The organism is Bradyrhizobium sp. BRP22 (assembly GCF_020194175.1).
Classification (GTDB): Bacteria; Pseudomonadota; Alphaproteobacteria; order Rhizobiales; family Xanthobacteraceae; genus Bradyrhizobium.
Genome location: NZ_JADYVX010000022.1, coordinates 1 through 22153, shown reverse-complemented (window position 1 = coordinate 22153; position 22153 = coordinate 1). Strand labels below are relative to the sequence as shown.

Here is a 22153-nt window from a genome sequence, read left to right as displayed (position 1 = left end):
AAATTGTTGCAGGAAAACCGTATCATGACCGAGCATGCGTCACCGCCGGAACGCAAGCCGCTGACGCCGGCCGCGCAGCGTGCACTCGCTGAAGCTGAAGCGCGACGGAAGGCCGCGGCGGCGAGCGCCCAGCCAATGCAGAAGGAAGTTCAGGGGCCGAAGGGACCGGAACCGACGCGCTACGGCGATTGGGAGAGCAAAGGCATCGCGTCGGACTTCTGACATGGTCGCGATGAGATAATTCGAGTTGACGCCGCCGTATCTTTCCCCGTCGGGAAGAGGTGAAGCAGGCATCGGACCGAGCCTACCCTACAGATCCTCGTTGTGGCGCATGCTCTCTACATCCGTCATTGCTTCGCAGCGCTCGCAATGACGAGGTTCTGTTCGGAAAACCGGATTCCACTTTTCCGGATCATGCCCTAGCGTGGCGCAATGCCTTTCCGCGAGCGAATCACCCCGTACCGGCAATCGTTTCGTCGCTCTCCATTTGGCCGCCGGTTTTCGGCTGCCTTGCCATGGGTGTTCGTGATCGGCATTGCGCTCGGCACGATGCTGCCGATCCGGCAATGGCTGCCTTGGCAGCTCCCGCATTGGGGCAGTGGCCGCGTGCAGGATGCCGATGCGATCTGGCAGCGCGCCGCTACGTCCGATGTCCGCCGCGCCGTCGACGTCGTCAGAACGATCGACGGTGATACGTTCGAGGCGCGCGTGCATCTGGAGCAGGGGCGAGATCTCATGACCCATGTGCGCCTGCGCGGGATCGACGCGCCGGAGTTGAAGGCATCATGCCGGGAAGAATTTGAAAAGGCAGAGACCGCGACCGATGCCTTGCGCAGCCTGCTCAGCCAGGGCGGTGTCGTGATCTACAATATCGGTCCCGACAAATATCAGGGACGCGTCGTCGCTGACGTCGCGACCAGGCGTACCGACAATGTCTCGGCGGCGTTGCTCGCGGCAGGCCATGTGCGCAGCTACAATGGCGGCCACCGCTTCGGCTGGTGCGCGAGGAGTCGGCGCTTCTGGGAATGAAGGAAGCCGCGCGGTCCCGGGTTGCGCTGCGCTTCACCCGGCTACTAGAGCATGATCCGGAAAAGTGGAGACCGGTTTTCCGAAAAGATCATGCTCAAACAGAGAGCTAGAGCGGGATGACGATTCGAAGAAAAGTCATCATGCTCTAGAAATCAGTGCGTGACGACCACGATGGCGCCGACCGGGACGCGGGAATAGAGGTCGGTGATGTCGTCGTTCAGCATGCGGATGCAGCCGTAGGAGACGAAGCCGCCGACCGAGCCCGGCACGTTGGTGCCGTGGATCGCATATTCGCCGCCGGCGAGCGTCATCGCCGCAACGCCCATCGGATTCCTCGGCGAGCCGCCGGGAATCACGTCGGGCATCGAGGGCTTGTCGCGCTTGACTTCGGCGGGCGGTGACCAGGCCGGATGGAGATACTTGCCGTCGATCTGCGTGGTACCGGCCCACTGCTTGCCGGCCTTGCCGACGCCGACCGGGTAACGCATGGCATGACCCGAATCGAGAATGAGATAGAGGCGTCGTTCACTGGTCCTCACCACGATCGTGCCCGGAGAATAATGGTCGTCGTGCATGTCAACCACTTCCGGCCGCGCTTGCGCCGCCGTGGGCATTAATGCACCCAGCCCAAATGCGCCCAGCCCAAAGGTGGCAGCCATGGCCACCGCGACCCTCATAGACATGAAGCTCTCCACTTCCAGCCGCCCTTTTTCAGCACCCTGAGATCTCGGGGGCCCTCAGATATCGCGCCGCCGGTCAGGCGCGGGCCTGCCGTTCGCACCAGATATTCTTGGCCGCGTTTATTAACCGGCTGTTTTTTGTGTCGGGCGTGGGATGGCTTGCGATGGCGGCAAGAAAAGAAAAGTTGGAAACAAAGTAAATGACCCGGAAACAACACGTGACGGCGAACGCGCCGCCATCGCTGCGATCCGCCTGACGATCGCGTGAGACGATGCCGACACTAGCGGGTGCCTACGTGCTCGACTTCTTCTTTTTCTTGCTCGCGGGCTGCTTCTCCGGCTTCGGCTCGGCGGCACCCGGCGCCTTCTTGCAAGGGCCGGCATAGTCGATCGCGACCTTGACGTGGCGCGCTTCGCACTCGTTCGGGTAGGTCTTGCCGTTGCAGCCGCAGACCGGCCGGTGAATCCGGATGCAAAAGGCCGGGGCCTTCTCGCAGGTGCCCTTGGCGTCCTCGACGCCGCACTGTCCGACCTCCTTGCGGCAGAACAGCGCCGAGTTGCAGGTGATCTTACCCGACCCTCCGCAGGCTTCGTCGAGGTTCGCCGCGCGCAAGCTGAGGGTGCCGAGCAGAAGGCCGGCCGCGGCGAGCAATGCCGCGGCGGCAAGACGACCGAGATAGACCCGCATGAACGCCCCCCTTTGCCGCAGTCTTAAACCGCGGCACCCTTCTTGTTCTGCCGGTTCTTGACGAGATCATCGACCACGGCGGGATCGGCCAGCGTCGAGGTGTCGCCGAGGCTTGACGGTTCATCCTCGGCGATCTTGCGCAGGATGCGGCGCATGATCTTGCCGGAGCGGGTCTTGGGCAGGCCCGGCGCGAACTGGATCAAGTCGGGGGAGGCGATCGGACCGATGTCCTTGCGGACCCAGGCGACCAGCTCCTTGCGCAACTCCTCGCTCGGCTGCGTGCCTGCCATCAGCGTGACATAGGCGTAGATGCCCTGGCCCTTGATGTCATGGGGATAGCCGACCACGGCGGCTTCGGAGACCGCCGCATGCGCCACCAGCGAGCTCTCGACCTCGGCAGTGCCCATGCGGTGGCCGGAGACGTTGATGACGTCGTCGACACGGCCGGTGATCCAGTAATAGCCGTCGGCGTCGCGCCGGCAGCCGTCGCCGGTGAAATACTTGCCCTTGTAGGTCGAGAAATAGGTCTGCTCGAAACGGGCGTGATCGCCATAGACGGTGCGCATCTGGCCGGGCCAGGATTTGACCAGGCAGAGATTGCCGGTGGCCTCGCCCTCGAGCACCTTGCCCTCGGCATCGACGATCTCCGGCACCACGCCGAAGAACGGCCGCGTCGCCGAGCCCGGCTTGAGCTTGGTGGCGCCGGGCAGCGGGGTGATCAGGATGCCGCCGGTCTCGGTCTGCCACCAGGTGTCGACGATCGGGCAGCGGCTGTCGCCGACCACGCGGTAATACCATTCCCAGGCTTCCGGATTGATCGGCTCACCGACCGAGCCGAGCAGCCTCAGGCTGTTGCGCGACGTCTTCTTCACCGGCTCGTCGCCGCCCTGCATCAAGGCGCGGATCGCGGTCGGCGCGGTGTAGAAGATGTTGACCTTGTGCTTGTCGATGACATTCCAGAACCGGGAATTGTCCGGATAGTTCGGCACGCCTTCGAACATCAGCGTGGTCGCGCCGTTCGCCAGTGGCCCATAGAGAATGTAGCTGTGACCCGTCACCCAGCCGACGTCGGCGGTGCACCAGTAGACGTCGCCGTCGTGATAGTCGAACACGTATTGATGCGTCATCGACGCGAACACGAGATAGCCGCCGGAGGTGTGCAGCACGCCCTTGGGCTGGCCGGTCGAGCCTGACGTATAGAGGATGAACAGCGGATCTTCCGCGTGCATCGGTTCGCACGGGCAGTCCGTCGTCACCATCTCGGCCGCCTCGTGGTACCAGAAATCGCGGGTCGGATTCATGTCGACGGCAGCCCCGGTGTGCTTGACCACGACGACCCAGTCGACGCCCTCGGTCCGGGAAAGCGCCGCATCGACATTGGCCTTCAGCGGCACCTTCCGTCCGCCGCGCAATCCTTCGTCGGCGGTGATGACCACCTTGGATTTGCAGTCGTTGATGCGCTGGGCGAGGCTGTCGGGCGAGAAGCCCGCGAACACCACCGAATGGATGGCGCCGATCCGCGCGCAGGCCAGCATCGCATAGGCGGCCTCGGGGATCATCGGCAGATAAATGGTGACGCGGTCGCCCTTCTCGACGTTGCGGTTGCGCAGGATGTTGGCCATCCGGCAGACTTCGTCGTGCAGCTCGCGGTAGGTGATGTGCTTGGACTTCGAGGGATCGTCGCCCTCCCAGATGATCGCGGTCTGGTCGCCGCGGGTCTCGAGATGGCGGTCGATGCAGTTCCAGGCGACGTTGAGCACGCCATCCTCGAACCATTTGATCGAAATGTTGCCGGGCGCGAAGGAGACGTTCTCGACCTTGCTGTAGGGCTTGATCCAGTCGATGCGCTTGCCGTGCTCCGCCCAGAAGCCGTTGGGGTCGGAAACCGAGCGCCCGTACATCTCCCGGTACCTGGCGTCGTCGACATAGGCGCGCTTGGCCCAATCGGCTGAGACGTCGTAGATCTTCTCGGACATTATCCCCTCCACTCGAGATCAGGCCCGCGTCATCCCGGTGTTGCGGGCCGTCTTGATCGTTACGGTAATTATGCGTCGCCGGACAACACCCGGACAAGCGCCGCCGTCTTGGACCTTGGTCGGCTGTCCTGGTTCCATTGGACCGGAGCGATCAAAATCACGTTTTGAGCGAAGTCAAAATCAACGTTATCGCGCGAATGGCACCCATGAACGGTATTTAGAAACCGTTAATGACTGATTCGCGACTCGCAAAAACCCAAGCAACCCCCTAAATGGCGTTCCCGGGGCCAGGGGCCTCCGGAACCAAGCCATAAAAATCGGCATTACCGACAAACAGTGGAGCCAAGGCGTCAACGGTCATGATGGATCAGCAGAATTTTGTGGCTACGCGGCCCGTTTCCGCCGATCCGACCCTGCCTTTGGCGAAAGCACTGGGTCAATGGCCGCCCAAACTGCCCACCCCCAAGCAGAAGATCGCGATCAGGACCTCGGTAAAGGAACTCGCCGAGGAGCTGGGGCTGAAACTCGGCGACCAGGCGGTGCTGACGATCCGCCGCCTCAAGCGCGGAAAGAGCTATGCCTTCGTCCGCGCCAATGGGTCGCGCATCCGCGACGCCAGGACCATCCGTCGCCTGCACGCGATGGCGGTGCCGCCGGCCTATCGCGAGGTGCGCTACTCCCACGATCCGAGTTCGCATTTGCAGGCGGTCGGCCGCGACGCCGCCGGACGGCTGCAATACCGCTATCACGCCGACTGGGAGAAGGTGCGCGAGCATCGCAAGGCGCATCGGCTGGCAAAGCTGGTTGGCGCGCTGCCGAAGATCCGGCGCAACGTCTCGAAATATCTGTCCGGCGATGAGCCGACGCGCGAATTCGCGCTGTCGGCGGTGATCGAATTGATCGCGCGTACGGCGATCCGTCCCGGCAATGAATCCTATGCCCGGCTCAACGGCACCCGCGGCGCCACAACGCTTTTGAAATCCAACGTCACGCTGGAAGACGACTCCTTGGTCCTGACCTTTAAGGCCAAGGGCGGCAAGGCGGTGCGCAAGGAATGCGACGCGGCCAAGCTGGTGCGCGCGATCGGCATCCTGCGCACGGTACCGGGCAAGCGCATGTTCCAGTATCGCGACAAGTCCGGCACCGTGCGCGCGGCCTCGACGACGTCGGTCAACACGTTCTTGCGTGAGATCGCCGGCATCAAGATTTCGCTGAAGGATTTCCGCACGCTGATGGCTTCCGCCGTGGTGCTGGAATCGCTGTCGCGGATCACGCCGGCGTCCAGCGCCCGCGGCCGCAAGAAGCAGGTGCTGGAAGCGGTGCGTGCCGCGGCCGATGAACTCTCCAACACGCCAGCGATCTGTCGCAAGAGCTATGTTCACGACACCATCGTCACCGCCTTCGAGGACGGCATCCTGGAGCGCTTCGCCGCGACCATGAAGGGCTATCGCACGCAAGCCAAGCGCGAGCAGCTATTGGCGCAGGTGGTGACCGCAGCGGCGGTGTAGTAGCCCCTATGGTGAGGAGCCGCAAAGCGGCGTCTCGAACCGTGAGGCCCCGATCGAGCCCGCGGCCATCCTTCGAGACGCCTGCTCCGCAGGCTCCTCAGGATGAGGTCTTCCAGCGTTGGTAGTTTGTAAGTGGGCAAAGCGTAGCGTGCCCACCGTCAAGCACTCCGCTCGTGGAGGTGGGCACGCTGCGCTTTGCCCACCCTAGAGCGTTTTCGGTTCTGATTGAATCAGAACCGAAGCTCTAGATTCTTGTTTTGACGCGTTTTCTTCACGCGAACCGGTATCCACTTCGCTCGAAAACGCTTTAGGCAGCGGCGCTTGTCACAGCCCGCCCATCTTGCAGACGATCTTCCATTCTTCAGCGGTGACCGGCTGCACCGAGAGCCGCGAATATTTCACCAGCGCCATGTCGGCGAGCTTCGGCTCGGCCTTGATCGCGCCGATCGTGACCGGCGTCTTCAACGGCTTGTCGGCCTTGATGTCGACGCAGACGAATTTGCCGGTCTTGTCGGTCGGGTCGGGATAGGACTCCTTGATGACTTCCGCGATGCCGACGATCTCCTTGCCCTCGTTGGAGTGATAGAAGAAGGCCTTGTCGCCCTTCTTCATGTTCACGAGGTTCTGGCGCGCGGTGAAATTGCGCACGCCGGTCCAGGCCTCGCCCTTGGCGCCCTTTGCCACCTGCTGGTCCCAGGACCAGCTCGACGGTTCGGATTTCACCAGCCAATACGCCATCGTCATCCCTCCGCCTTGAACGGCCGCGTCAAGAGGCCCTCGATCGCCGCATCGATCGTCAATTGCTTGCCGAGAATCGCTGCGACTGCATTTGATACCGGCATCTCGATGTTTTGCGAAGCGGCGAGCTCGATCAGCACCGGGGCCGTGAATTCTCCTTCCGCGAGCTTGCCGGTCGCCGGCCGTTCGCCGCGGCCAAGCGCAATGCCGAGCGCGAAATTGCGCGACTGCAGGCTGGAGCAGGTCAGGATCAGGTCGCCGAGGCCGGACAGTCCCACCAATGTTTCGGCGCGGGCGCCGCAGGCGCGACCGAGCCGCGCCAGCTCGCTGAAGCCGCGCGTGGTCAAGGCGGCAAGCGCCGATGCTCCGAGATCGCGGCCAGCCACGATGCCGGCCGCGATCGCCAGCACGTTCTTGGCGGCGCCGCCGATCTCGACGCCGCGGACATCGCTCGTGTGATAAGGCCGGAATGTCGGCGATCCCAGCGCCTGCACCAGCGCGCTCGCGAGCGCTTCATCTCTTGTCGCCAGCGTCACCGCTGTTGGAAGCCCGCGTGCGACGTCGTCGGCAAAACTTGGTCCCGACAGGATCGCCGGCGTCGCATCGGGCGCGGCTTCCGCAATCACGTCGGTCATGAACTTGTGGGTGCCGCGCTCGATGCCCTTGGCGCAGGCGATCACCGGTGCACCCTTTGCAAGTTGCGGCGCCAGATGCATGACGGCAGCGCGCAGATGCTGCGCGGGCGTCGCGACCAGGATGAGATCGGCGCGAGCAATCGCAGCGATATCTGCGGTCACCTTGATGCTGGCATCGAGAAGCACGCCGGGAAGCCTGGGGTTGGCGCGCGTCGCCTCTATCTGCGCAGCATGCGCTGCGTCTCGCGCATAGAGCGTGACAGCGCGGCCGGCCCGCGCCGCGACAGCCGCGAGCGCTGTGCCCCACGCGCCGGCGCCGATCACGCCAACGGATTGATGCGCCGGCATCGGCTAAAATCCCGCGCGGGTGTTGGCGTAGCCCGCCGGCGCTTTGGCGTTGGCGTCGAGCAGCCAGCGCGCGCGGGGCGGCGCGTCCATGGTGTCGGTGAGGCCAAGCGCCATCCTTTCGGCGCCAGCCCAGGCGATCATCGCACCATTGTCGGTGCAGAGCGCCGGCGGCGGAATGATCAGCGTCGTCTGTGCATTGGCGGCGACATCCTGCAGCGCGCCGCGGATCGCATGATTGGCGGCGACACCGCCGGCGGCGACCAGCGCGCGCGGCGGACCAAACTGCTCCTGGAATAATTTCAGGCCGACACTCAGCCGGTCCGCGGTCGATTCGAGTACCGCTGCCTGAAACCCGGCGCAGAGATCGCTGACATCCTGCGGCTCCAGCGGCGCCAATCGGCTCGCTTCGTTGCGCACGGCGGTCTTCAGGCCTGACAGCGAGAAATTGGCGTCGGGGCGACCGAGCATCGGTCGCGGAAGCGCAAAGCGCGTGGCATCTCCGCTCGCGGCCGCGCGCTCCACCTCCGGCCCGCCCGGATAGGGCAGCGACAGCATCTTCGCGACCTTGTCGAAGGCCTCGCCCATGGCGTCATCGACAGTGGTGCCGAGCCGCACATATTGGCCGACGCCGATCACGGCAACGATCTGGGTATGGCCGCCGGAGGCCAGGAACAGGCAATAGGGAAAGGCGAGCGCGCAGGTGAGCCGCGGCGTCAGCGCATGCGCTTCCAGATGGTTCACCGCGATCAGCGGCGTGTCGTGCACCATCGCAATCGCCTTTGCCGTGGTGAGGCCGACGATGACGCCGCCGATCAGGCCGGGGCCTGCGGCGGCAGCGACGGCGGACAATTGCGCATAACCGACATCAGCCTCCTTCATGGCGCGATCGACGATGCCGTCGAGCAGATCGACGTGGGCGCGCGCGGCGATCTCCGGCACCACGCCGCCGAAGCGCGCATGCTCTTCAGTCTGCGAGCGCACGATATTGGAGAGAATCCGCCCGCTGCCGTCACTCTGGCGCTCGACCACGGCGGCTGCGGTCTCATCGCAGGTGGTCTCTATACCCAACACCAGCATCGGCGTGTCGTTACCCAAGATCGGTCCTTGTGCTATCGCTTGCTGTCACTCGGTAGCATTGTGAGGTCACAGCGTGCAATCGTCGGTTCAGCCCCAAATGTCGCTCCTGAAAGCCTGAAGATGGCTGTTCTTGTCACGCGCCCGCAGGGAGACGGTGAGGCCACTGCCGACAGCTTGCGCAGCCGGGGTTTTGAGGTCCTGCTCGCGCCGATGCTGCGGTTGGAGGCGCTGCCGTTCCAGGAAGAAGATGATGCTCGCTATGACGCCGTCATCGTCACCAGCGCCAACGCGCTGCGCGCCGCTGCGCCCCAGCTTGCCGGCCACGCGCTGCTTCGCCTGCCGCTGTTTGCGGTCGGTGACCATACCGCCGCCGCGGCGCGCGAGGCCGGGTTCGCCGAGGTGCTCAGCGCCAGCGGGGATGCCACGGCGCTGAGCGAGCTGGTGCGGGCGCGCAGGAAGGCCAGGAAACTGAAAAAGGCGGCGACTTTACTTTATCTCGCCGGCGCCGACCTTTCGCGCGATCTCGCCGGCGAATTGGGCGACGCAGGCTTCACGGTCGTCACCCGCACGACGTACCGGATGATCCCGGTGACGGGCCTGCCGCGGCAGGTGTGTGACGCTTTCATGGCGGGTCGCATCGAGGCGGTGCTGCATTATTCCCGCCGCAGCGCACGGGCGTTTCTCGACGCGGTGCGAGCCGAAGGCCTCGAAATATCGGCCTTGGCGCTGGCACACTGTTGCATTTCGGCGGGCGTCGCCGCCGTCCTGCGCGAGGCCGGAGCCACCAAGGTCATCACCGCCGTCTCGCCGGACGAAAATGCGTTATTCGAGGCCCTGGCGCGTGCTTTGCGGCCCTGATTGGCTTAAGAGAACCGGCTCTAGCTCCTTGTTTGAGCGTGATCTTTTCGGAAAACCGGTGCCCGCTTTTCCGGATCATGCGCTAGTCTGCTAAATCTTGGCGTCGCAACTGGTTAAGGGAACCGCTGCATGGTCGATCAGAGGCCCGAAGATAGCGAATCAGGGGCGGATTCGTCCGCCCGGCCGCGCCGTGCGCCGCCGACCATCGATCTCAAGGCAACCGAGGTGTCGAGCGAAGCGCCCAAGGAAGTACCCAACACGGATTCCGCCCAGACGGATGACGCGCAGGCGGCTGGCGAGAATGCAGGCGCTGAAACGGAGGCTGCCGAGGCGCCACCGCAACCCGAGCCGGCCGTGGAGACCGCCGCGGCCGCGCCGGATCCGGAACCCGAACCTGCGCCGTCCGAATCTCGGCCGCGGCCGATCTCGCCGTGGGTGGTCGCGCCGGTTTCGGGCGCGGTCGCAGCCGCACTGGTGATCGGCGTCGGCTGGTTGCTCGGCTGGCCGGCGGTGCAGCCGGCGCAGCCGCCGGTGCCGCAGCTCAATGCCGGCGCCATCGACGAACTCACGGGGCGCGTCGCAGGACTGGAATCAAGGATCAGCAATCCGGCGGCGACCGCGCGGATCGACGGGCTGGAGAAATCCGTGAGCGCGCTGCGCGGCGAACTCGCGGCATCACGCGCGCAATCGGACAGGCTGACGGCCGCGCTCGACCAGGCGAAGGCCGCGCCACGCGATAGCGGCGTTCCCGCGCCGGATCTTTCGGCTGTCAACGATCGCATCGCGAAGATCGAGAGCGCCGTGCGCATGCAGGCAGCCGAACTCGGCCAGCAAGGCAGCAAGATCGCGGAAGTGGGCACTGCCGACGCAAAGCAGGCCGATGATATGCCGCTGCGCCGCGTGGTTGCCGCATCGCTGCTCGACGTCGCGGTCCGCCATGGCGATGCCTACGCGGCGCCGCTCGGGGCCGCCAAGCAGTTTGCGGAAAACCCCGATGCGCTCAAGCCGCTCGATGCGTTCGCGGCTTCCGGCGTGCCGAGTGCCGGCGCGCTCTGCCGCGAGCTGCTCGAGATCGTGCCCAAGCTCGCGCCGCCTCCACCATCGGCCGCTGCCACCACCGGTACCGGCATCGTCGATCGCCTGCAGGCGGGCGCGGCAAAGCTCGTGCGCATCGAACGCACGGATGCAACTGGCACCGACCCGGGCAGCATCGTCGCGCGCATCACCAAGGCCACGCTGCGCAACGACCTTGCCGAGGCGGAGCGCGAACTGAAGACGCTGGCGCCCGCCGATCGCACCGCGGCGCAAGCGTGGCTCGAAAAAGTGCAAGCGCGCGCCGCAGCACTCGCGGCCTCGCGAGCATTCGCAGACAACGCCATGGCCGGGCTCGCGAAGGCCGGACAGTAGGTTCTCGATGATCCGGATCATTCTGTTTCTTGTGCTGATCGCGCTCGCCGCGGCGGGCGCGGCATGGGTCGCCGATCAGACCGGCGACGTCGTGCTGTCCACGGGCGGCTTGCGCATCGAGACCACGCTGCCGGTGTTCGCGCTGGGGCTTGGCATCGCCGTCGTCGCGGCCGTCATTTTGTTGTCGATCCTGTACTTGCTGTGGCGGATGCCGGCGTGGATCCGACGCGGCCGGCGCGAGCGCCGTCACGCGCGGGGCCGTCATGCGATCACCCAGGGCCTGCTCGCGATCGGCCATGGCGATTCCACGGCGGCGCGGTCGCATGCGCAAATCGCGCGGCGTCACGCCGGCAGCGATCCGCTCACCCTGCTGCTCAACGCACAATCGGCGCAGCTCGACGGCGATCGCGCCGGCGCGCAAGCCGCGTTCCGCGCGATGGCCGAGCGCGAGGATACGCGGCTGCTTGGTTTGCGCGGCCTGTTCATCGAGGCGCAGCGCTCCGACGATGCGGTTGCCGCGGTCATGATTGCGGAAGAGGCGCTGAAGGTTTCGCCGTCCTCGCCATGGGCTTCGCAGGCCGTGCTCGGCTTCTGCTGTGCCAAGGGCGACTGGGCCGGCGCGCTCGCTATTCTCGACAACAACCAGACCTCCGGTCTGATCGACAAGGCAACCTATCGGCGGCAGCGCGGCGTGCTGCTCACGGCGCGCGCGCTCGAACTCGAGACCGTCGACCGCGACCTGTCACGCGACAGCGTGATGGAGGCGATCAAGCTGGCGCCGACGCTGATCCCGGCCGCGGTGCTTGCCGCCAAATATGAGAGCGAGGCGCATCAGGTGCGGCGCGCGATGAAGATCGTCGAGACCGCGTGGCTGTCGCAGCCGCATCCCGATCTCGCCGATGCCTATGCGCATGTGAAGCTTGGGGACTCCGCGCGGCAACGGCTGGTGCGGGTCGAGACGCTGGCGGCGAAGACGCCGGGCCATATCGAAGGCGCGCTCGCGATCGCGCGCGCCGCGATCGACGCCGCCGAATTCGCCAAGGCGCGCGAGGCGCTCAACCCGTTCATCGCCGCGGCAACCCAGCGCGTGGCGCTGCTGATGGCCGAGATCGAGCGCACCGAGCATGGCGACAGCGGCCGTGCCCGCGCCTGGACCTTGCGCGCGGTGCGCGCGCTGCACGATCCGGCCTGGACCGCGGATGGCTATGTCAGCGACCGCTGGCGGCCGGTCTCGCCGGTCACCGGCCGCCTCGATGCCTTCCAATGGAAGACGCCGGTCGCAGCACTGCCGTCCGACAAGGGCCCGGCAATCGAATCCTCGCCGTTCGAGGAAGCCATGCTGGCCTCGAAACGGATCGAACTGCCGAAGGGGGCGCCGAGCGCGCCGCCGCCAAATCCGGTCGAGCCGGCGGCCGAGCAGCCGGTCGAGCCCATGAAGCCGGTCGAAACAGCCCCGCCCGCGGAGCAGGACAACACGCCGCCGGCTACGCTCCCCATGGAACCGGCGCCCGCCGCACCGCCGGCGCCGTCCGCCCCGCCAGCGCCCGAGCCGGCACGAGCCGAATCATCACCCGAAGTGGTCGCCCCGCTGTTCCGCGCCCGCCAGGACATCCCCAAGACGCCGCCGGCGCCGATTCCGGCCGTGATTCCCATCGTGCGCGCCCCCGACGACCCCGGAATCGAGGAGGACGGCAGTCGCGACGAATTTTCCGAGCAAATCGGCCCGCCAAAGGCCCAGGCCGGCGGCTGGCGCGGATTTCTGTCCCGCTGGAGCAGCTGAGATGCGGTCGAATGACCGCGTCAACCTTGCCAATCGAGGCCACGCCCGATATCAGTGCGCACGCATTTTCCGGCCTGTCGCCGAACGGGTCCGCCGCAATAGCTCAGTTGGTAGAGCACGTCATTCGTAATGACGGGGTCGGGGGTTCGAGTCCCTCTTGCGGCACCACCGCTCACATTTTGATATTTCCGAACGCCCTCAAAACGCGAAGGCCGGGACAAGCCCGGCCATGGCGACAACAGCGCGCGTCGTTCGATCAGCTACTGCTGCGACACCGTCTGGACCACGCTGGACAGCGGACGCGCGCTCACTGCCGGGACCTTCATGTCCTTCACCAGGAGGGCGTCGTATTCGGGCAGGGTTTCCAGCGGCTCCTTCGCCTTCATCTGCACCACCCTGTAGCCGCCGGCCTTGAGGCGGCGCAGCAGTGTCGGCAGGGCTTGCGCGGTGTGCTTCTGCAGATCGTGCATCAGGATGATGCCCTTGCCCTGCTTGTCCAGCTTGGTCATCACGGTCTGGACGACCTGGTCGGGCGAACTGGACCGGAAGTCTAGCGAATCGATGTCGACGGAGAACATCGCGATATTCCGGCTGGCCAGATGGGCGAGCGTGACTTGCGTATGAGCGAGCGCCGGGAAGCGGAAGAACGGCGAGGGCGCGGTGCCGATCGCCATCTTCACAGCGCTGAATCCCTTCTCGATCTCGTCCTTGGCCTGCTGCTCCGTCAGCTTCTTGCTGTCGAGATGCGCGTGCGACCAGGTGTGGGAGCCGATGGTGTGACCGGCGGCGGCGACCTGCTTCAGGATATCAGGATGATAGGTGGTGTGCAGGCCGATCGGGAAGAACAGCGCCTTGGTGCATTCGTCCGCAAGCGCCTTCAGCACCGCCGGCGTGGTCGGCCACGGGCCGTCGTCGAAGGTCAGCACGACCTCCTTGTCGGTGAGGAAATCGAACTGCTTGTACTGCAGGAAGCCGAAGCCGGGCCCGCCCGTGGTATCGATGACAACGGTGCGGCTGACGCCGAGCGCATCGGGATTGGCGCAGGTCGATTTCGCCTGCATCGGCGCAGGTGCCGGAGCAGGCACTGGCGCCGGGGCGGCAGCCGCCTGTTTCGACACCGCGGCGGTGGTCTCGACATCGTCCTTGGCGGCCGATTTCGCGGCGGCTGGCGGCAGCGGATCCGCCGGCCGGGCGGCGACGGTTTGCGGAGGGGCCGCATCGGCCCGTGGCGAAGCAGTCCAGAACCACACGCCGGCGATCACGACCGCCGAAACAACAACGGCCAGCAAAAGGCCTATCGGATTACGCATCGCTACTCTCTTGGGAAACTCGGGACACACGCTCGTAACGAGCCATTAGTGCCAACGAGGTCTTAACGCGATCCCAACGCGCTTTCGTTTGGTGAAGAAAATTAGGCCGCTATTCTGCGTGATGGTCATCACAGACGCTTGCGGCGATGCAGCACAGCGTCTTTGCAGGCTTGGCCGTTCGGCCGGAACCGAGCCGCGGGTGCCGTCGTTTGAACCTTTCTTCGAGGTGCGTGAACAATATAGCACGCCGTTGTCCTGCCTATTGCCCATACGAAGGCTTGAGAAATGACTAGATTGCTGTTCGTCATTCCGCTGCTTCTGGTGGCGTCCGCGGCCTCGGCGCAGCAGCAGCAGGGGCGGGAAGCCTGCACGCGCGACGCGTCGCGATTCTGCCGAGCGTATCTCGACAAGGGTGATGATGCCGTGCTGGCCTGCCTGAAGGAGCACCGTGGCCGCCTGACCAAGGCCTGCCAGCAGACGCTGACCGCGCACGGGCAGTAACGGCTCATGTCATTCCGGGGCGCGCGCCAGCGCGAACCGGGAATCCAGAGGTCAGCAAGCTCGAGATTCCGGGTCCGCGTCTTCGACGCGCCCCGGAATGACGGTGAGGGTCAGGTGCTGCTCCCGGCCGCCGTGGCGACGACAGGCAACACTTCGGTGGCTCCGGGGTCTGGCGTCTCGTCCTTCCAGCGCACCGAGCCGAACGGGCGCTCCAGCATGCGGCGCACCCTGATCGGTTCGGGGCCGAGATGGAAAGCTATCGCCTTTAGATGCAGTTCTCGCTCGGATTGGGTGGCGCGGTTGCGCTGGCGCAGGTAATCGAGCCAGGTCGGGCAGTGATAGCGCTCGGTCCACAATTCGGGATCGGCGATGTCGCGCGCGATCGACCAGCCATAGGCGCCGTTGCGCTGCCGGCTGAGCTGCACCTCCAGCATCACATTGTGAAAGGCGCGGGCGTTGTCCTGCGCGACGCGATACTCGATCTCGACCACCAGCGGGCCGCTGCGCGGGGTGAGTGACAGGCGAACCTCGGGATCGGCGAGCGCCTCGGTGGCATCTTCGTTGCGGGCGCCGATCGGCGGCATCCTGAGCCATAGTCCCAGCAATGGCGACAGCAGCATCAGCCCGGCGGAAACCAGGAGCGCCGTCTCGACGCCGGCGCTATCGGTGAGGCGGCCCCAGCCCCAGCTCCCGATCGCGATTCCGCCCGCGATCGCGGCCTGGAACGCCGCCAGCGAGCGGCCGGCGACCCAGCGCGGCGCCGAGAGCTGCACGCCGATATTGAACAGCGCGATCGCCAGCATCCAGACCGCGCCGGCCAGCACCAGCGCTGCCGCCGTCACCACCGGCTGCGTGCTGATCGCGACCGCGGCAATCGCGCCGGCCATCAAAATGGCGCAGACGCGCACCGCCGCTTCGCCGCTCATCCGCTTGCGCACCTCGCCGATATTCAGCGCGCCGAGCACCGCGCCCATGCCGAAGGCGCCGAGCATGATGCCGTAGGTCTGCGCGCCGCCATGCAAGAGGTCGCGCGCCACCAGCGGCATCAGCGCGGAGACTGAGCCGCCGATGATGCCGGTCACCAGCGTGCGTGTCAGCACGATCTTGATCGCTGGCGAATGATTGATGTAGCGCACGCCGGAGACGATGGCGCGGTTCAGCCGCTCGCGCGGCAGTCGCGACGGCTCGCTGACGCGATCCCAGAGAAACAGCACGATCAGAAGCGGCAGATAAAACAGGGCGTTGAGCGCGAAGGCGGCCACCGCGCCCGCGGTTGCGACCACGATGCCGCCGATCGCCGGCCCGAAGCTGCGGGCGATGTTGTAGCTGATGCCGTTCAGCGCCACCGCGGCGGGCAGCGTTTCGGGCGGGACCTGCTCGCTGACCGAGGACTGCCAGGCCGGGCCGAACAGCGCCATGCCGCTGCCGACGATGAAGCAGAACGCGAGCAGGATGTTCGGCGTCACCAGATCGAGCCATGCAAGCACCGTCAGCACCGTGGCGCCGACCAGTGCGATCACGAGCGACACCATCGCCACGACCCGGCGGTCATGCATGTCGGCGATGGCGCCGGCCGGCATCGAGATCAGCATGATCGGCAGCATCAGGGCGGTCTGCACCAGCGCCACCTTGTCGGCCGACGACGTCATCTGCGTCATCGCCCAGGCGGCGCCGACGCCCTGGATCAGGATCCCGAGGTTGGAGAGCAGGCTCGCCAGCCAGATGCGCCGGAACACCGAATGCACAAGCGGCGCCAGGATGCCGTCGGCGGCCAGGCTCGAGCGTCGCGGCGATGCTGTCATGGTGGTTCCGTAGTCCTCTGTTTGGCTGATTCCGGCAGCGGAGTGATGCCCGTCAAAGGCCGGCATTGTCCAGCCGTCTTGCTGTCATTTCGGCCCCGCAAAGACATGGCTTGAGAGCTTGAGGAGAGGCTGGCGAGGTAACAAATGAGCGTGTTCAGGCGAACTCTCCCGGAAGACGCCCTTTTATGTCTTCATCACCCCCGGATGGAGAGCGTAGACTAGCGGTTCGAGACTGGAGCAAGCACCATGAGCATAGCCGAGCTCTACGACCTGCCAGTCACGCGCAAGCGGCTGGTGCCGCCGGCGCCGCCGCGCGCGCCCGAGGACATGTCCGTCTTCAGGCGGATGAGGGCGATCCGCGAAAGCCCGATCGGAAGCTGGAGCCAGCGCGCCTATGAGGAGGAGATCGTCTGCGGCCGCTTCTTCGGCCGCAGCAGCTTCATCCTCAATACATCAGATGCGATCAGGCATGTGCTGGTCGACAACTATGAGAATTATACGCGCACGCCGGCCGCCTTCCGGGTGTTGCGCCCGATGCTTGGCGACGGTCTTCTGGTCGCCGAAGGCCGGGCCTGGAAACACCAGCGCCGCACGCTCGCACCGGCCTTCACGCCGCGCGCGATCACGACGCTGGTGCCGCACATGATCGCGGTGACCGACGAGACCATCGGAAAGCTCATGGCCGTGAGCCACCGTCCGGTGGACCTCCGCGAGACGATGCAGCGGATGACGCTCGAGATCGCTGGCCGCACCATGTTCTCGTTCGGCATGGATCGCCATGGCGGCACCTTGCGGGATTTCGTCATGGAATATGGCGCGCGGCTGGCGCGGCCGCATTTCCTGGACATGGTGTTGCCCCTGAGCTGGCCGAGCCCGCAGGACTTCGCGCGCGCCCGTTTCCGCAAGCGCTGGACCGCATTCGTCGCCATGCTGATGGCGGAGCGCCGCGCTGCCGGCAAGACGAGCGATGCGCCGCCGCGCGACCTGTTCGACCTCATGGTCGCGGCGCGCGACCCCGAGACCGGACAGGCCTTCACCGACGCGCAGCTCGGTGACGAGATCGCGACCATGATCCTTGCCGGCCACGAGACGACGGCGACCGCCTTGTTCTGGGCGCTCTATCTGCTTTCGCTCGATCCGGCGACGCAGGAGGATCTCGCCGCCGAGGCGCAGGCGGTGGCCGCGAGTGGCGGCCTCGAGATCGAGCGGCTGAAATTCACCCGCGCCGTCGTCGAGGAGACCATGCGGCTCTATCCGCCGGCCTTCCTGATCGCGCGCGCCGCGGCGGGTGCGGACACCATCTCCGGCATGCCGGTGAGAAAGCACGACGTGGTGCTGATCGCGCCGTGGCTGCTGCACCGGCACGAGAAGCTCTGGCATGATCCGGCGGCTTTCGTGCCGTCGCGTTTCATGACCGGAACGCCGCCGGATCGTTTTGCCTATCTGCCGTTCGGCGTCGGCGCTCGGGTCTGCATCGGCGCGCATTTCGCGCTGGTCGAGGCGACGCTGGCGCTGGCGAAACTGATCGGCGCCTTCCGCGTCGAGCTGGTCGACAAGCAGCCGGTGATGCCGGTCGGCGTGGTGACGACCCAGCCCGACCACTCGCCGATGTTTGCGATCACGCCGAGATAGCCAGACCTTGCGTTTCGGCGCGGGTCATCTCATCTAAGGTTCCGCCATGAGCGACACCCAGGCCCAGTTCGCAGTGTTGAAACAGACGGCCGATCCGGCCGTCGTCGACGAGATCGCGCGGCTGATCGCCGATGGTCGCGATCGCGATCTCAACCGCATCAACCTGCTGGACTTCGCCAGGCGTACCGGGCTCGACGAGGAAAAGGTCATTGCCGGCTTCCTCCACGCCTCACGGCTCGGCCTGTTCGACATGAGCTGGAATGTGCTGTGTCCGGGCTGTGGCGGGGTGCTCGATGCGCACTCCACGCTGAAATCGCTGCGTCATGACGATTACAATTGCGCGCTCTGCGCCGCCGGCTACGAGGCTTCCGTCGACGAAATGGTCGAGGTCGCCTTCACCGTCAGCCCGCGGGTCCGCCGCATCGGCGCGCATGACCCCAACACGCTGCCGCTCTGGGACTATGTGCGGCAGATGTTCTGGAGCTCGGGCGTCGACATCAACGAAGAATCGTTTTCACACCTGATCAACGAAACCACGCTCGAAGCGCTCGAACTGCCGGCCGGCGAGAAGGCGATCCTGTCGCTGAATTTGCCCGGTCAGTTCGTCATCGTGTTCGAGCCGGTGACGCATTCGGCACACTTCCTTGACATCCAGGGCGAGCCGACCACCGATCGCCAGCAGCTTTCAATCGTCTACAACAAGCTGCAGGCGCCGACCGGCACGACGTCGCTGCGGCCGGGGCCGTTGCGGCTCTCGCTGGAAAATCAGGCCGGCGTCCGCGTATTGCCGTCGGTCTGGGTCGCGGGCGACGCGCTCCACGAGATGTTGGGCAGGCGCAAGCCGATTCTCACTGCCAAGCGGATGTTGAGCAACCAGACGTTCCGCGACGTCTTCAAGGCCGACAATCTCAACGTCGACCAGCGATTGAAGATCACCTCGCTGACCTTCCTGTTCACCGATCTCAAGGGCTCGACCGCGCTTTATGAGCGGGTGGGCGATCTCGCGGCTTTCGATCTCGTGCGCGCGCATTTCCATGCTCTGCTCGAGATCATCGCTTCCGAGCACGGCGCGGTCGTCAAGACCATCGGCGATGCCGTCATGGCAACCTTCATCAAGCCGGAACACGCGCTCGCCGCGGGCTTGCGCATGCGCGCGGCGATGAAGAAGCTCAACGACGAGCGCGGCAAGGAGGATCTGATCGTCAAGATCGGGATCCACGAAGGTCCGTGCCTCGCGGTGATGCTGAACGAGCGGCAGGATTATTTCGGCCAGACCGTGAATATCGCCGCACGCGTGCAGAGCCTCTCGACCCAGCAGGAAATCCACATCACCACGCCGGTGATCGATTCGCCGGAAGTGCTCTCGATTTTGAAGAAAGCGGAGATCCGGCCGATCCAGAAGGAAGCAGCCCTGCGCGGCATCGCCGACAAGATGGTGGTGTACGAGATACCTTGAGTGGCCGGTCCCAACCGTCATTGCGACCCGTTGGCTCACAATGACGTTTCGTCGTCCCGGCCTTGAGCCGCGACCCACACCGCGTGATCTACCTGTGAGGCAATCTGTTCGACGCCTCCGTCAAGCAACGGCTCCTGTGGTTATGGGTCCGCGTCTTCGCGGGACGACGCCTGAGATTGCCTAAACGTAATGCAGGCCGCAGAACCGGCGCAATTGCGCGAGCCCTGTTTCCACGCCATATAGCTCCAATACACCTGTCAAGCGATAGAGGCGTTGATGCTCGACGGACTTCGCCAGTTCATTGCCGATATTGTGTCGCCCGACGCGCAAGCCGATCGTGCGTTCGATGACAATGATTACCGCCTTGCCGCCACCGCGCTGCTGGTCCACGTCGTCTCGATCGACGGCGAGCCGACCGCAAACGAAAAGCGCAAGCTGCACAGCCTGATCGAAACCCGCTTTGGGCTCGATCCCGGCACCGCGGACAAGTTGATCGCGTCCGCGACGCGGATCGAAGGCGAGGCGGTCGATCTCTATCATTTCACCAGCGTCATTATGCGGCAGGTCAATGAGGAGGGTCGGCTGCGCATCGTCGAGATGATGTGGGAACTGGTCTATGCCGACGGCCAGGTCAGCGAGTTCGAGGACAATGTGGTGTGGCGCGCCGCCGATCTGCTCGGCGTTTCCTCGCGCGATCGCATCGATCTGAAGCGTCGCGTCGCCGAGAAGCAGGCGAGCCTGCCCCGGGGTCCCTGGGGCGTTGCGGACGCGGCAATCTGACACGGCGTTCGCGGGCTGTTCGCTTGCCGCCGTGCAGATGACCAAACTTTAATGTACATTCCCTAAGTAGTTTGGCAGCGCGATCGATCGGAAAATAGCGCGTTCCGATTGAAGGCGCGGCCGGCGTTGCATGTCGATATTCCGGCGGACGGCTTGCGCCCGGCCACAAGCCTATGCTCTCGTCCGGCCGTTCGTAGTGGGGCCCTGTAGTTGATTATGAGCATTCGATCGTGACCGAGCGTGTGACACTGATTACCGGTGCATCGGCGGGCATAGGCACCGAGCTGGCGCATGTTTTCGCATCAAACGGTCATCGTGTGGCGTTGGTGGCGCGCCGCGCCGAGCGCCTCACCGCGCTCGCAAATGAAATCGCGGCCAAGGGCGGCGCGACGCCGATCGTGATTCCCTGTGATCTCGTGCAATCCGACGCTGGCGACAAGATCGCCGCCGCGCTGGCTGAGGCCGGCGTCGAGGTCGAATATATCGTCAACAATGCAGGCTTCGGCGTGTTCGGCTATGCGAACAAGTGTGACCGGACCGAACAGCTCAACATCATCAACGTCAACATCCGCGCGCTGACCGACCTGTCGCTGCGATTCACGGATTCGGTGATCCGCCATCGCGGCGGCATCCTCAATCTCGGCTCGATCGCCGGCTTCCTGCCGGGGCCGGGCATGGCGGTCTACTACGCTTCCAAGGCCTATGTGCTGTCGTTCACGGAGGCGTTGCGCAAGGAGCTTGCGCCGCACGGCGTCCGTGTCACCGTGGTCTGCCCGGGGCCGGTGCCGACGGAATTCCAGGCCCGCGCCGGGTTCGCGCCGGGATTCGACTCCGCGATTCTCAACGTCTCGGCGGCGGAGGTCGCGCGGCAGGCCTATCACGGCTTGATGGCAAACAAGCGCGCGGTGCTGCCCGGCCCGATCAAGGTCGTGCCGTTCCTGCTCCGATTGTTCCCACGCTCGTTCATCCTGGCGGCGTCCGGCGGTTTCCAGCTCCGTCGACGCTGACGCACTTTTCCGGACCATGGGCCGCCCATCTGGCCCGTGATTTGCTTTCAAATTTCGATGAGTTGGCGTGAACTCACCTGAAATTAAGAATCACTCAGGCATGCTGCCAGCTTGCTGCATGCCGCCTGAGGTCGATGTCGTCACGGTCTGAAAAAGCCAATTTGGTGCTGCCTTTCCCGGGTGGAAGGCGCGCGGTCGTCACCCCAAGCGAATCTGCCTCCCTGCTGCCGGTCCTGATCGTCCTGCACCAGGAGACCTCCAAGCCCGGCCGCGTCGGCAACGCCTTGGCGGCACTCGGTCATCCCCTGGATATACGCCGCCCGCGGTTTGGCGATCCGCTTCCCGAGACGCTTGATGAGCACGCCGGTGCCATCATCTTCGGCGGCCCGATGAGTGCGAATGACGGCGATGATTTTGTGCGGCGGGAGATCGACTGGATCGAGATTCCGCTGCGCGAGCAGCGGCCGTTTCTCGGCATCTGCTTGGGGGCTCAGATGCTCGCGAGGCAGCTCGGCGCGACCGTCGCGCCGCATCCGGAAGGCCGCGCCGAGATCGGTTACTATCCGATCCGCCCCACCGAGGCGGGCCGCGCGCTTTGCGCCCACTGGCCCGCGCAGGTCTATCATTGGCACCGCGAGGGATTCGAATTGCCTGACGGCGCCGAGCTTCTCGCCGAGGGCGACGACTTTCCGGTGCAGGCGTTCCGGTATGGACACGCCTTCGGCCTGCAGTTTCACCCCGATGTTACCTACGCCATGATGCATTGCTGGACCACGCGCGGTTGCGACCGCATGGACGCGCCCGGCGCCCGTCCTCGCCACCAGCACTTTGCCGACCGCGCTATCTACGACGCGATCGAGCGGGCGTGGCTGAAGCATTTCATTGGCGACTGGCTTGCGCGCGTGCCGATGGCCGTGATGTCGGAGGCGGCGGAGTAGGGG

At 65.3% G+C, this 22153-nt stretch carries 20 protein-coding genes and 1 tRNA gene; 13 read left to right on the top strand and 8 right to left on the bottom strand.

Annotated elements, in window-relative coordinates:
* The first annotated feature begins 24 nt into the window (after positions 1–24).
* Both I6F35_RS24625 and I6F35_RS24620 read left to right on the top strand, forming a co-directional pair.
* Entirely contained in the window at positions 25–222 is a 198-nt protein-coding gene (locus I6F35_RS24625) for a DUF1674 domain-containing protein (RefSeq protein ID WP_225120248.1), read from the top strand.
* A gap of 210 nt (positions 223–432) precedes the next feature.
* Positions 433–1029 (top strand): thermonuclease family protein, encoded by a 597-nt coding sequence (locus I6F35_RS24620; RefSeq protein WP_225120247.1) that lies wholly within the window; start codon positions 433–435, stop codon positions 1027–1029.
* 152 nt (positions 1030–1181) lie between these two features.
* On the opposite strand, the gene I6F35_RS24615 is transcribed toward I6F35_RS24620, so the two are convergent.
* The 3 genes from I6F35_RS24615 to acs all read right to left on the bottom strand — a co-directional run bounded on the left by I6F35_RS24615 (position 1182) and on the right by acs (position 4373).
* Positions 1182–1712 carry a L,D-transpeptidase gene (locus I6F35_RS24615; RefSeq protein ID WP_225120246.1) on the bottom strand — a complete coding sequence of 177 codons (531 nt, stop codon included), beginning with the start codon at positions 1710–1712 and terminating at the stop codon, positions 1182–1184.
* Between the two features lie 289 nt (positions 1713–2001).
* Positions 2002–2397: a Kazal-type serine protease inhibitor gene (locus I6F35_RS24610; protein WP_225120245.1), complete on the bottom strand. Its 396-nt coding sequence runs from the start codon at positions 2395–2397 to the stop codon at positions 2002–2004.
* Positions 2398–2420: 23 nt separating this feature from the next.
* Positions 2421–4373 (bottom strand): acetate--CoA ligase, encoded by a 1953-nt coding sequence (gene acs, locus I6F35_RS24605; RefSeq protein ID WP_225120244.1) that lies wholly within the window; start codon positions 4371–4373, stop codon positions 2421–2423.
* Positions 4374–4732: 359 nt separating this feature from the next.
* Between acs and I6F35_RS24600 the strand changes: the two genes are divergently transcribed.
* Positions 4733–5881 (top strand): DNA topoisomerase IB, encoded by a 1149-nt coding sequence (locus I6F35_RS24600; RefSeq protein ID WP_225120243.1) that lies wholly within the window; start codon positions 4733–4735, stop codon positions 5879–5881.
* 324 nt (positions 5882–6205) lie between these two features.
* Here the strand turns inward: I6F35_RS24600 and I6F35_RS24595 are convergent, their stop codons facing one another.
* The 3 genes from I6F35_RS24595 to tsaD are packed head-to-tail and all read right to left on the bottom strand — an operon-like array spanning position 6206 to position 8679.
* On the bottom strand, positions 6206–6619 hold the full coding sequence (locus I6F35_RS24595; RefSeq protein ID WP_225120242.1) for an EVE domain-containing protein: 414 nt from the start codon (positions 6617–6619) through the stop codon (positions 6206–6208).
* A gap of 2 nt (positions 6620–6621) precedes the next feature.
* Complete coding sequence (locus I6F35_RS24590; protein ID WP_225120241.1) at positions 6622–7602, bottom strand: NAD(P)H-dependent glycerol-3-phosphate dehydrogenase; 981 nt, start codon at positions 7600–7602, stop codon at positions 6622–6624.
* 3 nt (positions 7603–7605) lie between these two features.
* Positions 7606–8679: a tRNA (adenosine(37)-N6)-threonylcarbamoyltransferase complex transferase subunit TsaD gene (gene tsaD / locus I6F35_RS24585; RefSeq protein ID WP_225120349.1), complete on the bottom strand. Its 1074-nt coding sequence runs from the start codon at positions 8677–8679 to the stop codon at positions 7606–7608.
* Between the two features lie 120 nt (positions 8680–8799).
* Between tsaD and I6F35_RS24580 the strand changes: the two genes are divergently transcribed.
* From I6F35_RS24580 to I6F35_RS24565, 4 genes are all read left to right on the top strand, one after another.
* Complete coding sequence (locus I6F35_RS24580; RefSeq protein ID WP_225120240.1) at positions 8800–9537, top strand: uroporphyrinogen-III synthase; 738 nt, start codon at positions 8800–8802, stop codon at positions 9535–9537.
* Positions 9538–9666: 129 nt separating this feature from the next.
* Positions 9667–10944, top strand: coding sequence for a hypothetical protein (locus tag I6F35_RS24575; RefSeq protein WP_225120239.1), 1278 nt, complete (start codon positions 9667–9669; stop codon positions 10942–10944).
* A gap of 7 nt (positions 10945–10951) precedes the next feature.
* Complete coding sequence (locus I6F35_RS24570) at positions 10952–12724, top strand: heme biosynthesis HemY N-terminal domain-containing protein (protein WP_225120238.1); 1773 nt, start codon at positions 10952–10954, stop codon at positions 12722–12724.
* Positions 12725–12816: 92 nt separating this feature from the next.
* Positions 12817–12892 (top strand) — tRNA-Thr (locus I6F35_RS24565).
* Positions 12893–12984: 92 nt separating this feature from the next.
* Here the strand turns inward: I6F35_RS24565 and I6F35_RS24560 are convergent.
* A complete protein-coding gene (locus I6F35_RS24560) occupies positions 12985–14034 on the bottom strand; it encodes a polysaccharide deacetylase family protein (RefSeq protein ID WP_225120237.1) in 1050 nt (349 codons plus the stop codon).
* Between the two features lie 285 nt (positions 14035–14319).
* Here I6F35_RS24560 and I6F35_RS24555 point away from each other — a divergent pair, with 285 nt between their 5' ends.
* Positions 14320–14535, top strand: a complete 216-nt coding sequence (locus I6F35_RS24555; RefSeq protein WP_225120236.1) for a hypothetical protein — start codon at positions 14320–14322, stop codon at positions 14533–14535.
* A 110-nt stretch (positions 14536–14645) separates the two neighbouring features.
* Here I6F35_RS24555 and I6F35_RS24550 read toward each other — a convergent pair whose 3' ends face one another.
* A complete protein-coding gene (locus I6F35_RS24550) occupies positions 14646–16337 on the bottom strand; it encodes an MFS transporter (protein WP_225120235.1) in 1692 nt (563 codons plus the stop codon).
* Positions 16338–16583: 246 nt separating this feature from the next.
* Between I6F35_RS24550 and I6F35_RS24545 the strand changes: the two genes are divergently transcribed.
* The 5 genes from I6F35_RS24545 (at position 16584) to I6F35_RS24525 (ending at position 22150) form a co-directional block, all read left to right on the top strand.
* The gene (locus I6F35_RS24545) at positions 16584–17969 is read left to right on the top strand and encodes a cytochrome P450 (protein ID WP_225120234.1); all 1386 of its coding nucleotides are present in this window, start codon (positions 16584–16586) and stop codon (positions 17967–17969) included.
* A 46-nt stretch (positions 17970–18015) separates the two neighbouring features.
* The gene (locus tag I6F35_RS24540; protein WP_225120233.1) at positions 18016–19425 is read left to right on the top strand and encodes an adenylate/guanylate cyclase domain-containing protein; all 1410 of its coding nucleotides are present in this window, start codon (positions 18016–18018) and stop codon (positions 19423–19425) included.
* A 276-nt stretch (positions 19426–19701) separates the two neighbouring features.
* Positions 19702–20205, top strand: coding sequence for a TerB family tellurite resistance protein (locus tag I6F35_RS24535; protein ID WP_225120232.1), 504 nt, complete (start codon positions 19702–19704; stop codon positions 20203–20205).
* A 230-nt stretch (positions 20206–20435) separates the two neighbouring features.
* Positions 20436–21212 (top strand): SDR family oxidoreductase, encoded by a 777-nt coding sequence (locus tag I6F35_RS24530; RefSeq protein WP_225120231.1) that lies wholly within the window; start codon positions 20436–20438, stop codon positions 21210–21212.
* Between the two features lie 134 nt (positions 21213–21346).
* The gene (locus I6F35_RS24525; RefSeq protein WP_225120230.1) at positions 21347–22150 is read left to right on the top strand and encodes a glutamine amidotransferase; all 804 of its coding nucleotides are present in this window, start codon (positions 21347–21349) and stop codon (positions 22148–22150) included.
* Positions 22151–22153: the final 3 nt, after the last annotated feature.

What these genes read in the sequence shown, in the direction of transcription:
- I6F35_RS24625 (WP_225120248.1), top strand. Translation starts at nt 25, where the DNA reads ATGACCGAGCATGCGTCACCGCCGGAACGCAAGCCGCTGACGCCGGCC.
- I6F35_RS24620 (WP_225120247.1), top strand. Translation starts at nt 433, where the DNA reads ATGCCTTTCCGCGAGCGAATCACCCCGTACCGGCAATCGTTTCGTCGC.
- I6F35_RS24615 (WP_225120246.1), bottom strand. Translation starts at nt 1,712, where the DNA reads ATGTCTATGAGGGTCGCGGTGGCCATGGCTGCCACCTTTGGGCTGGGC.
- I6F35_RS24610 (WP_225120245.1), bottom strand. Translation starts at nt 2,397, where the DNA reads ATGCGGGTCTATCTCGGTCGTCTTGCCGCCGCGGCATTGCTCGCCGCG.
- acs (WP_225120244.1), bottom strand. Translation starts at nt 4,373, where the DNA reads ATGTCCGAGAAGATCTACGACGTCTCAGCCGATTGGGCCAAGCGCGCC.
- I6F35_RS24600 (WP_225120243.1), top strand. Translation starts at nt 4,733, where the DNA reads ATGATGGATCAGCAGAATTTTGTGGCTACGCGGCCCGTTTCCGCCGAT.
- I6F35_RS24595 (WP_225120242.1), bottom strand. Translation starts at nt 6,619, where the DNA reads ATGGCGTATTGGCTGGTGAAATCCGAACCGTCGAGCTGGTCCTGGGAC.
- I6F35_RS24590 (WP_225120241.1), bottom strand. Translation starts at nt 7,602, where the DNA reads ATGCCGGCGCATCAATCCGTTGGCGTGATCGGCGCCGGCGCGTGGGGC.
- tsaD (WP_225120349.1), bottom strand. Translation starts at nt 8,679, where the DNA reads ATGCTGGTGTTGGGTATAGAGACCACCTGCGATGAGACCGCAGCCGCC.
- I6F35_RS24580 (WP_225120240.1), top strand. Translation starts at nt 8,800, where the DNA reads ATGGCTGTTCTTGTCACGCGCCCGCAGGGAGACGGTGAGGCCACTGCC.
- I6F35_RS24575 (WP_225120239.1), top strand. Translation starts at nt 9,667, where the DNA reads ATGGTCGATCAGAGGCCCGAAGATAGCGAATCAGGGGCGGATTCGTCC.
- I6F35_RS24570 (WP_225120238.1), top strand. Translation starts at nt 10,952, where the DNA reads ATGATCCGGATCATTCTGTTTCTTGTGCTGATCGCGCTCGCCGCGGCG.
- I6F35_RS24560 (WP_225120237.1), bottom strand. Translation starts at nt 14,034, where the DNA reads ATGCGTAATCCGATAGGCCTTTTGCTGGCCGTTGTTGTTTCGGCGGTC.
- I6F35_RS24555 (WP_225120236.1), top strand. Translation starts at nt 14,320, where the DNA reads ATGACTAGATTGCTGTTCGTCATTCCGCTGCTTCTGGTGGCGTCCGCG.
- I6F35_RS24550 (WP_225120235.1), bottom strand. Translation starts at nt 16,337, where the DNA reads ATGACAGCATCGCCGCGACGCTCGAGCCTGGCCGCCGACGGCATCCTG.
- I6F35_RS24545 (WP_225120234.1), top strand. Translation starts at nt 16,584, where the DNA reads ATGAGCATAGCCGAGCTCTACGACCTGCCAGTCACGCGCAAGCGGCTG.
- I6F35_RS24540 (WP_225120233.1), top strand. Translation starts at nt 18,016, where the DNA reads ATGAGCGACACCCAGGCCCAGTTCGCAGTGTTGAAACAGACGGCCGAT.
- I6F35_RS24535 (WP_225120232.1), top strand. Translation starts at nt 19,702, where the DNA reads ATGCTCGACGGACTTCGCCAGTTCATTGCCGATATTGTGTCGCCCGAC.
- I6F35_RS24525 (WP_225120230.1), top strand. Translation starts at nt 21,347, where the DNA reads ATGTCGTCACGGTCTGAAAAAGCCAATTTGGTGCTGCCTTTCCCGGGT.